Annotated in this window: 12 protein-coding genes; all 12 read right to left on the reverse strand. The window is 37.4% G+C overall.

Annotation, left to right across the window (positions count from 1 at the left end; all coding sequences use genetic code 11):
* Window positions 1-116 precede the first annotated feature (116 nt).
* The 12 genes from QVO39_RS02650 to QVO39_RS02705 all read right to left on the reverse strand — a co-directional run bounded on the left by QVO39_RS02650 (window position 117) and on the right by QVO39_RS02705 (window position 9,028).
* Window positions 117-761, reverse strand: a complete 645-nt coding sequence (locus QVO39_RS02650; RefSeq protein ID WP_021902906.1) for a hypothetical protein — start codon at window positions 759-761, stop codon at window positions 117-119.
* Window positions 749-1,447 (reverse strand): hypothetical protein, encoded by a 699-nt coding sequence (locus QVO39_RS02655; RefSeq protein ID WP_288171656.1) that lies wholly within the window; start codon window positions 1,445-1,447, stop codon window positions 749-751. The genes QVO39_RS02650 and QVO39_RS02655 overlap by 13 nt, the downstream gene beginning before the upstream one ends.
* Complete coding sequence (locus QVO39_RS02660) at window positions 1,440-4,148, reverse strand: TraG/VirB4 family ATPase (RefSeq protein WP_021902908.1); 2,709 nt, start codon at window positions 4,146-4,148, stop codon at window positions 1,440-1,442. Before QVO39_RS02660 ends, QVO39_RS02655 begins: the two co-directional genes overlap by 8 nt.
* 9 nt (window positions 4,149-4,157) lie before the next feature.
* Complete coding sequence (locus QVO39_RS02665; protein ID WP_288171658.1) at window positions 4,158-4,445, reverse strand: DUF4133 domain-containing protein; 288 nt, start codon at window positions 4,443-4,445, stop codon at window positions 4,158-4,160.
* Between the two features lie 2 nt (window positions 4,446-4,447).
* Entirely contained in the window at window positions 4,448-4,777 is a 330-nt protein-coding gene (locus QVO39_RS02670) for a DUF4134 domain-containing protein (RefSeq protein WP_021902909.1), read from the reverse strand.
* 15 nt (window positions 4,778-4,792) lie between these two features.
* Window positions 4,793-5,161 (reverse strand): hypothetical protein, encoded by a 369-nt coding sequence (locus QVO39_RS02675; RefSeq protein WP_021902910.1) that lies wholly within the window; start codon window positions 5,159-5,161, stop codon window positions 4,793-4,795.
* Window positions 5,158-5,469, reverse strand: coding sequence for a hypothetical protein (locus QVO39_RS02680; protein ID WP_021902911.1), 312 nt, complete (start codon window positions 5,467-5,469; stop codon window positions 5,158-5,160). The genes QVO39_RS02675 and QVO39_RS02680 overlap by 4 nt, the downstream gene beginning before the upstream one ends.
* Entirely contained in the window at window positions 5,466-6,122 is a 657-nt protein-coding gene (locus QVO39_RS02685; protein ID WP_021902912.1) for a ParA family protein, read from the reverse strand. Before QVO39_RS02685 ends, QVO39_RS02680 begins: the two co-directional genes overlap by 4 nt.
* A gap of 177 nt (window positions 6,123-6,299) precedes the next feature.
* Window positions 6,300-6,593: a helix-turn-helix domain-containing protein gene (locus QVO39_RS02690; RefSeq protein WP_021902913.1), complete on the reverse strand. Its 294-nt coding sequence runs from the start codon at window positions 6,591-6,593 to the stop codon at window positions 6,300-6,302.
* A 2-nt stretch (window positions 6,594-6,595) separates the two neighbouring features.
* On the reverse strand, window positions 6,596-7,243 hold the full coding sequence (locus tag QVO39_RS02695; RefSeq protein ID WP_021902914.1) for a TrmB family transcriptional regulator: 648 nt from the start codon (window positions 7,241-7,243) through the stop codon (window positions 6,596-6,598).
* Between the two features lie 259 nt (window positions 7,244-7,502).
* Window positions 7,503-7,814: a helix-turn-helix domain-containing protein gene (locus QVO39_RS02700; protein ID WP_021902915.1), complete on the reverse strand. Its 312-nt coding sequence runs from the start codon at window positions 7,812-7,814 to the stop codon at window positions 7,503-7,505.
* Window positions 7,811-9,028, reverse strand: a complete 1,218-nt coding sequence (locus QVO39_RS02705; protein ID WP_021902916.1) for a site-specific integrase — start codon at window positions 9,026-9,028, stop codon at window positions 7,811-7,813. Before QVO39_RS02705 ends, QVO39_RS02700 begins: the two co-directional genes overlap by 4 nt.
* Window positions 9,029-9,356: the final 328 nt, after the last annotated feature.

Below are 9,356 nucleotides of genomic sequence, written 5' to 3' on the forward strand. Positions count from 1 at the left end.
CTCCATACTTCTCAGTTGGTAGTGCTTTGATTTATCGTAAATAGGTGTTACAACTTGAGCTGACAACTTACTGCTCCCAATAAAAGCACAGACTGCTAGAATTAATATAGTCCTTTTCATTTTGAATATTCAGCTATTATTTTATTGGCAATTTTTGCCTTGTCAATTATGTTGTCTTGGTACTTGATCCCTTGTAGAGCAATATATCCCTGAACCATAAACGTACAGTTCCTAAGAATTTGATTAATACTAGTAACCCTTGTTTGCAACTCAAGTATTACCTCTGCGATAGCAGCTGCATCTGCTTTAAGTAGTGGAATCTTTTTAATTGTTGCGGATAAATACTGACACTCTATTTGGATACCTTCAATGGCTTTCGCATACTCATTGATAACATAGATGTTTTTTAGTTCCCTTGTTTGCCTAATGAATGTACTAATTAGCGGATATGTCGCTTTTATTTCATTCGCTAGTTGTAATGCCGACAGAGCCGTACTTCCCCAAGCTGAAATAATAGAGTACCTCGCTGATAACTCTTTGTTTAGTTGTTCGTACTTTTCATAGACATTTGAAGCCGTTTTTGTTATAGCAGAATGCTTGACTTCATTTTTTGTCCTTTCATCTAGTTTGTCATACTTCCTCTTGTGAAAGTGAATTAATAGCTCGACGGTTGGAATATCCATTGGTTTGGCTACACTTTGACCTTGGCATGTGACAATAGGGAAGATAAGCAGACCAAGTAACAAAATCAATTTTTCCATAGTTTTATAATATCATTGCAAATTTCTTCTCCAAAAGAATAGTTGGAGTACGTTAGAGGGGCAATTTTTAATGCAATTTCTGATAGCGAGTTAGTGTACTGTATCTCAAATTGCATTTGCTTAATCTTGAAGATAACTATATCCATATCGTAACAGCAGCGCTCAAAAAAAGCAAGTCGTTCTTGTGGCTCTAGAAGATTCATAGAAGCCTTAGGCTTTTTCGGTAGTCCTGGTAAGCTGAAACGTGCATCTACCACAACTGATATCATACTGCTTGAAATGCCGTAAATATCAGTAGATAATGAAGTGATAGTGCGAGCCGAGCCTATAGCACCCTTAGGGTTTTCCTTTAATGCCTTAGCCAGTAATTCAAGTTCTTTAGTGGCTCTCTTAAATTTTAAAAGAAATAGTCTCATTGCTGGACCTTCTTTCTTAAAAGCGGATATATCTTGTTGTGTCTTGTCTACTTTGTCAAGGTGTCGCTCAATTACAGCCATCATTTTCTTGACGCTATTTTGCTCCTTTTTCATTTCTTTGAACTCGGAGCCAATAAGCTCTTCTTGTGCTACAGCAGCAGCTCCATTTTTCCCTACTTGTTCAACTGATGTTTTGTCGATTACAAGATTTTGGGCAAAAGCAGTGCTACAGCTTACAGCCATAAGGAGTATAAGTATTAGTCTATTCATTGTCCATTACCGTTTTTGAAAAGTCCATAATCTTTTGTATCCCTGATGTTTTCCAGTCATCGCAGAAATGTTTGATAGCAAGTGAAATGTCACCATAACGCTTCCTATAGCGTGTTAATGCGTCTTTTTCTACCTTTTCTGTTGTATAAGCCATATAGCATTCGGGGCTTTCTTCCACTCCGTATACCTCTCCATACTGCCCTCTTCTTATGTATACTTCTTTGAACGCACCTCTTCCTGATTTGTTATCTAGATTGTTTATGGTCCATATCTTTGAGCATTCTACCTCAGTTAAGCCGAGTAAAGCTTTAACCTCCCCAAATCTGTCTTTTAGCTTCGTTTGGTCAAGTAGAATTACTATTTCTGAATTGTTAATGATTGCACTTTTTACTATGTTAGATGAGATAATATCCTCTATCTCTTGAGTTACTACTCCTACAATACCCCAAAACTTTCGTACAGTTTTATAGAGATAGAGTATATATCCTGCCATAAGGTCCGATGCGATCGCTTTCCAAGCTTCTTCTATGATAAGGGCTTTTCGATTTCTCTTTAACCTCATTTTCTGTAGGAACAAGTCCATAATTATTAGAGTTACAATAGGGAAAAGAGTTTTATCATCTTTGATGGCATCTATTTCAAAGACAACAAATTTCTCGTCAAAAAGAGAGGTGTCCATATTCTCATTGAGGGTACGCTCCATTGCTCCTCCTTTGTAGAACTTTGATAGCAAAAAGCGAAACTCGTCAATGTCAAAGTCAATTTTGCTCTCCTCTTGGAGAAATGGAATGTATTGTAGGGCGAACTCAAAGAATGAATTGAAGTTTAACTCGCTAACTTTTATGTTGCGTAACTCCTCTTCTTCTTTGCTGATTTCGTAGAGTATAATAGCCATTGTTTCGTCTTCATCAATAGCGTATTTGTCTCTAATCTCTTCAATTTTATGTCTTGCTGTATCTACTTCAGCTTCGCTGTTTCCCTTTTGTTCATTGAATTGTTGGAGCATTTTTATTCTCCTCCTTGCCGTAGACTGCTTTACTTCTAAGCTTTCTTCTTTACGTTTGTTACGCATTTCAAGCATAAGTACACTTTTGCGTCTATCTTTTTGCTCGTCTGAATACTTTTCAAAAGGTTCAAAGTAAAACTGGTAGTATGCTTCGATTGTCCGCTGGATAAATTCATCCTCTACAGAAGAAATACTCCCAGATGCTCCTTTCCATATCACAAATATTAGGGATTTTAGGAAGTTTATTTTCTCAATGTTTAATTCCTCTCTTTTTATCTGAAATGGATTCATTGAGATAGGGGCTTCTTCTCGATATGAGATGTATTTCCCGCCAAGATATGAACAAAGACCCTCATAAGAGTGTCCTGTATCTATCATTATTACGTCTGTATTTTGCTGGTAAAGTTGTCTAACAACGCTGTTCATATGAAAACTTTTGCCACTACCCGAAGGACCAAGACAAAAGAAGTTGCTATTTGTTGTCAGTTTTTCTTTGCCCTCTTTTCCAGTGAAATCAATACCTTTGGGAATGCCAGCACGATTTGTATAATAGACTTTGAGTGGGGTGTCTTCGTCTAAGTATTCAACCTCTTTATATTGTAGGCAACCTGCTACATCGTTTAGAGTTATAAATCTATCATAATCTGGGTTAGTCCAATAAGCACAACCTGGTAATGAACACATAAATAGCTCAAGCTGGTTGTAGTTGGATTTTGATAGCCGTATGCCACGATTTCCAAAAGCTGATTCTAGATAGTTTTGCACCTTATCTAAATTCTTACCAACTGTAAGAATACTATAGTGCATATAGACATACATTTTGTTGTCTGCTTCAACGGCTTTTTGAACAGCCTTAATGTCTTCAGCTGCTATTGTGTTGGCAGTAGAAGGAAGTGATGAGTGTCTGTTTAATTTTTTCGCTAGTCGAGCTGCTTCGGTTTTCTGATTAGGGATAAAAATAGATTGATTGTAGACAAGAGTATCTACTTCAGGTACTTTGTCTAGAAACGATACAAGATCTTCAACATACATACTCCCATTTAGGTCTTTACTTGCTAAAGGGCTAATTTCATTTGGCATATCTACAATGTCAATATCTACCAATGATGTACACTCTACACCTCTATCGTCTAAGTACAGCTGTTGATCAGTGGCTAGGATATTGGAAAGTGAGAAATGCCTGTCTGTATAGTTCATACAGAAATAGCGATATAGGAAGTCGCTAACTTCATTCTTGGAAAGTAGAGTTGGGCTAAATGACGAAGTAGACAATAGCTCTTTTACCTTACTAACCTTTTCCCAAAAGTTTTTCCATAAGACAGGGTCATATTGGAATCCACCTTTTTTTCGTTCTTGTGTTAATGTAAAGTAGCTTGTATGCTTAGTATATGTTCTCCCCTCAAAGTAATTGAAGTAGCTTTGCTGGAGAAAGTCTTCTGAATCTGGGGCTTTAAAAGGCTCTTTTGAGAAGATGTCGTGCTTTTGAACGCAGTATCCTACATCAAGAGTCTTTATTAAGTTCTCTATGAAACTATTATATTCATCATATTTTATTGGGTCGGAGGAGTACTTTTTTATTGGATTTACAACACGAAAAATCACAGAGTATTCTCCATTCTTATTGTACACGACACCACAGCCATCAACTTCGTCAACGGATAAATATGGAGCTTGAAGTCTTTGTTTTTTACTCATATTCAAATATCATTTCTGACTGATTATTGAAGTGATAATATGGATGCCTTTGTCTACCTTTTTAGAATGCAGCCCTTTCTTCATGTTCTTGAATATCCAATAACCCACAGATGATGGGATGGCTATTAGTGCAATGAATGCAGTACCAATACCAACGACTATAAAAAGTATAATAAAGACTACTATGGTAGCTAAAACTCCACCTAGTCCGTACCATACATATCGACCTTTTAAGCCCATAAATTCAAGGGGTTTTTGTAACCCCTTGAATACTTTATAGGCTCTTATGTCTGCCATACTTAGTTGAAAAACGCAGGTAAAGCAGTGGCTGCAATGACAAGGAATACGCAAGCTCCGACAACCATCATAATTGACTTCTTGACGTCTTGCTCTTCATTGTTCATCTTCATATACACACTCAATGCTCCCACCAGAGCTACTACTCCTGCAATTGCATATACGAGCTTTTGTACCAATGGTACATAGCTCTTGATAGTGGTTGTTGCTGTTGAGATTGCAGCACCACCTGGACCTTGTGCATAGAGATCTGGTGATGCCACGCAAAGGCACACAAAGGCAGCCATTAGGGCTAGTTTAAGCCCTTTCTTGTTAGTTGATACTAATTTCATAAACTTTTCTTCTTGTTATATTGAAATGTTAGAAAATAATTGTTTGCCTGCTTCACAGGCTTCTTTTGTATAGAATACTTTTATCTCAAGATCACTTAATGAGCAATTCGTTATTGTTGAATGACTATTGTATTTGTTGCTCGAATTGTCTCCTTCTACTTCTTCTGTGTTAGTGCTAGTGTCTTTATCACTATCTACAACTGTAGGGGAAAAAGTGACCATACCCATTGTAACTGCAATTGGGGGTTCTACCTTTATTTCAATAGGCTTAAATGGGTGTCTCTCGCTCCTAAAGTTAGTTTGTTTCTCAGGCCTTAATGCGATAAATGCATAGTAGGCAATAAGTGCGACTAAGCATATGATAACAAATACGGAAAAAGTCATTGTTGCAATCTATCTAATACGTCTTTTATGTTTGATGAAATGCTTTCTGAGTTTTCGTCAAAGTATTGAGCGATGATTTGATTAACAATCTGAGTTCGTGACACAGATTCAACTTCATCACTTATTCGCATAAGGTCTATTCTCTTTCTGTTTTCCTCAGTAAGCTGAACACGGCACAAACCATAGGCTGGAGGAGTATATTCTTTTATGCTTTTTTGATTTGCTAAAGTCTCTTTTCCCCTATTGTTATTGTCCGCTGTTCCTCTTTGTACAGAGCTTGTCAATGCACCTAAATTAATATCACTCATATATTGTCCTTAATCCATTTAAAGCTTTCTTCAACTGCTTTTTCCTGCTCTCTGTTTATGCTAATGCTATTTACTCTTGCTAGGCATTGTAGCTCCTTAATGAATGGTGCTACATCTCCATACTGTTTAAAAATCTCTTCAGTCTGAGCAAATATTTCCTTTTCATCTTTCTTACCTAGTCCTAATCGTATTCTATTTGGAATAAATATCTGTTTTGGAGCTGTTTTATAATGCCTTAGAAGATTTTGCAGAACTACAATGAATGTGCCAGTGGAGTCAAGCGACTTCCTTTCGTATTGAAATGGACAGATAATACAGTCAGCTAGTACTAGGAATGGTACCAATCCATTTTCACTGAGATTGCCTGGTGCGTCAATTAGTATGAACGCATCTTTGTTGTCTATCTTTAGCTGATTTAGAGTGTCTATTATTTCTTGAGTGGGAGTATCAATCTCGTAATGGATTACCTCGTAGTTAAACGATTGATTATCCATTAAAGATTTGTCTCGCTCTCTTTGATAGTATATGGTGCCTTGCCTGTCTAAGTCAATGACTAAGACTTTTTCTCCTATTGAAGAAAGCCAATTAGCAAAGAGCAACGCAAGCGAACTCTTTCCGACTCCTCCTTTTTGATTGGCGAATGTAATAAGCATTGTGTCCTTTCCTTATGTAAATGCTACTTTATGTACATATGGCGATATAATTAAACGTGGCGTTTAACCATATTGCCAATGCAAACTTATTGCTGTTTATCCACGTAAAAAAGACTTTTTTAACCAGCGTGATAATGCGTGAATAATAGTGAGAAAGTATTAACTCCTTGCCGTCGTTTATTTCTTGTTTTTACTTTTGCTTTTAAGTAGCTCAGTAACATCTTGACGATTAAAAAGCAACCTGCCATTGACCTTGCAATAAGGTAGTTTTCCTGCTGACACCCAATTGTAGATGCTTCCTTGGCTAACTTTTAACAAGCGAGCAGCATCTCTTACGTCTAGCATTTCTGATACAGGTATAGTATCACGGTTACGCTCAAGTAGCAAATCTAGTTTTTCTTCAATCCTGTCTAGTGTCCTAACAAGTCTTTCAGGACTGCTGATTATCTCTTTTAATAGACTATACTCCATAATTAATCCTCATTGATTTCGTAATTGCTAGGCAAAGCTTCTTGAACTACTTGTCCATCTTTTTCTATGGTGACTACGCCTGTATCCATATCGATCCATTCTCCATCTGATGCTCCAGGTATGGATAATGCGGGGTGTTCAATTCTTTTACGCTTAAAATTCGCAGTCTTACCATTGTATGCAATGTTGTAATTGAGTTGGTCATAGTTGAAGGTAAGATCCATTCGGAGAGGTTGGCGGTCATATCTATTACCGTCTTCTCTAATCACAATGTTTCTTTGCACAAGCCCTTTGAGAGCTTTGCTCGTTTGTGATTTGCTAAGGCATAAAGCTTCACCGAGTTCGTCTAGGTTGGTACGAACACTACAATCCATACCCGCAGAACCAATGAGTAGCAGAAGTAAGTTGAGTTCGTTCTTTGTCAGTTTGCAATGCATAGCAATTGCTGTAAATGCTTTCTGAAATACGGTTATAAATCCACCATTATTAAACTTGTGTTTTTTTGGTAGCCTTACATCTACGTAACCATCAACATATTCTTTTGTCTCATAAATAACCTGATGAGTTATTGTTCGATTCCCATACTCGTCTACCTCTACTTTGTTGTGCAAGCTTTGGCCTGCGAGGTATGATTTTTGATTCTTTCCCATTTTAGTATTCAACTTCGTATTGTTTCTTTGTGAGAAACGATGTTTCTTTATCAGCAATGTTATTTACCCTAGAGAAATACCTCGTATTTCTATCCTGGCAACGATGTTTCTGTGAGAGAAATTTTTTTTCTCTCACGGAAATGGATGTAGCGTAACCATCGGGGTTCTCTAACTGTCCTATCGTTATCGTTATATAGCAAGTGATATTTTGCTTCATAATTGATTGTGGAATGCCTAGGTATAGACGCTTCTATATACTTTATATCTCTAGTAGCTTTCTATAGGTTTCAAGCCTTTCTAGCATGCTTATCTTACTAAGGTTACGAACCTTAAATCGATTTTTCCTAATGGCTTCTGATACGTCATCATAGTTGTATACAACTTGACCGCTATGTCCTTTTGTATAGTCTAAGCGATTCTCTTTCCTTGCTCTGTACAAAGTCGTGCGTGAACACTTAAAGATTACCTGCATATCTTCATCTGAAAGAAGTAAGTCGCTTTGATGCCTTTTTCCCAAGTACATATTAAACTCTTCTGTTATCTCAGTGAGATCTGTAATTGTTGATTTCATACTATATGTTTTTCGTGTTGTAGAACATTATTTAATAGGCTCATTTCTTTGGCTACTTTCGCTGGTAAGATACGAGCGTAGATCTGTGTTGTGCTTAGCTTTTTATGACCTAATATTTTTGCCACAGTCTCAATGCTTACCCCTTTGGTAAGAGCTAATGTGCCGAAAGTATGTCGTGCGAGGTGGAAGGATAGATTTTTATCAATGCCACAAATCTGTTGTACTTCCTTGAGCTGTCTATTGATTACTTGGTTACAAGGAATAGGTAGTAGACGACCATCGTTAAGCATCTTGTCCTCATACTTTTCAAGGATAGCAAGTGCCTGTGGCAATAGTGGAATTGTACAGGCTTCTTTCGTCTTCTTCCTTTTTAGAAGAAGCCACTTCTCTCCATTAGAATGAGCGATGTTCTCCTTCTTGAGCTGTGCGACATCACAGTATGCTAGACCTGTAAAACAAGAGAAAACAAACGCATCTCGTGTGAAGTCTAGGTGCTTCTGTTGAATATCAGTTTTCATCAGTCGCGCAAGTTCTGTCTCGTCCAAGAAGCCCCTATCTACTTTCTCTTCGTTATAGGCTATCCCATTGAAAGGATCTCGAGTGAGAGTGCCGATGTCCATGGCTTTGTCTGTGGCTCTACCAAGCCAGCGTAAATACTTAATGTGGTTGTTGTGTGAGAACCCCAATGTCTTTAATAGGTATTCTTCATAGGCACTAATTAGTGGTCGTGTTATCTCGTCCACTCTTAAGTCCTTACGACTATATTCAAATGATAGGAAATTCATAAAGACACGTGAGTAGGTATGGTGACGTTCTAATGTACCTTTGGTGATTTTTTCATTGATGTAATCTTTTTTGCTCTCTTCTAATAGCTCATTAAATAGTACAGATACATACTGCAGAGATACTTTCTTTCCCTTTAGTTCTTCTTTAAGGTTGTCTAGGGTAAGCCTACCATTGTTGTCTAAGAGTTCAGCCAATAGCTGAATCTTTGTTTCTAGTCTATTCAGCTCCATATTGATTTCTTTGGCTTCGGAGCTGTTCCCTATAGCCCTTCCTTGATGAAATAGACTAGGATCTATGGACAATCCTACTTGTCCAAAGCTTTTGCGTTCCCTATTAAAGGAAACTCTGAGCATAATAGGGCTTTTGCCCTGCTTCTGCTTGTTGCTCCTGAGGTAGAAGCTGACAGTTGGTTTTACTTCTCTTTTCATTTCTCTTTCTAGTTATAGTGTTATACATTCTATTACTAGGAGAGAAAACCAGCTGGAGACTTTTTTGGCTACATTTATATCTACAAAATGTGTGTAGCCATTATGTAGCCATTGAAATTTTAGGTTATTGGAATTTTATTGCAACACGTATGAAACACGTATGGAAATCAGTCATTTATAAAATGCACTTTTTGTCGGTTTCGTGTTTCATTGGACGAGTTAAACAAAAAAATAAGCATCGTAAGTTATTGACTTACAATGCTTATTGGTTTTGTCTTGGTGTGAAAATCACCAATTCTGCGGTATGGACGGGACTCGAACCCGCGAC

The organism is Porphyromonas sp. CAG:1061 (assembly GCF_000435035.1).
In the GTDB taxonomy this organism is placed as follows: domain Bacteria; phylum Bacteroidota; class Bacteroidia; order Bacteroidales; family Porphyromonadaceae; genus Porphyromonas_A; species Porphyromonas_A somerae.

Coding starts and splice junctions, on each gene's coding strand:
- QVO39_RS02685 (WP_021902912.1), bottom strand. CDS start 6,122: ATGCTTATTACATTCGCCAATCAAAAAGGAGGAGTCGGAAAGAGTTCG.
- QVO39_RS02655 (WP_288171656.1), bottom strand. CDS start 1,447: ATGAATAGACTAATACTTATACTCCTTATGGCTGTAAGCTGTAGCACT.
- QVO39_RS02690 (WP_021902913.1), bottom strand. CDS start 6,593: ATGGAGTATAGTCTATTAAAAGAGATAATCAGCAGTCCTGAAAGACTT.
- QVO39_RS02700 (WP_021902915.1), bottom strand. CDS start 7,814: ATGAAATCAACAATTACAGATCTCACTGAGATAACAGAAGAGTTTAAT.
- QVO39_RS02665 (WP_288171658.1), bottom strand. CDS start 4,445: ATGGCAGACATAAGAGCCTATAAAGTATTCAAGGGGTTACAAAAACCC.
- QVO39_RS02675 (WP_021902910.1), bottom strand. CDS start 5,161: ATGACTTTTTCCGTATTTGTTATCATATGCTTAGTCGCACTTATTGCC.
- QVO39_RS02695 (WP_021902914.1), bottom strand. CDS start 7,243: ATGGGAAAGAATCAAAAATCATACCTCGCAGGCCAAAGCTTGCACAAC.
- QVO39_RS02650 (WP_021902906.1), bottom strand. CDS start 761: ATGGAAAAATTGATTTTGTTACTTGGTCTGCTTATCTTCCCTATTGTC.
- QVO39_RS02670 (WP_021902909.1), bottom strand. CDS start 4,777: ATGAAATTAGTATCAACTAACAAGAAAGGGCTTAAACTAGCCCTAATG.
- QVO39_RS02705 (WP_021902916.1), bottom strand. CDS start 9,028: ATGAAAAGAGAAGTAAAACCAACTGTCAGCTTCTACCTCAGGAGCAAC.
- QVO39_RS02660 (WP_021902908.1), bottom strand. CDS start 4,148: ATGAGTAAAAAACAAAGACTTCAAGCTCCATATTTATCCGTTGACGAA.
- QVO39_RS02680 (WP_021902911.1), bottom strand. CDS start 5,469: ATGAGTGATATTAATTTAGGTGCATTGACAAGCTCTGTACAAAGAGGA.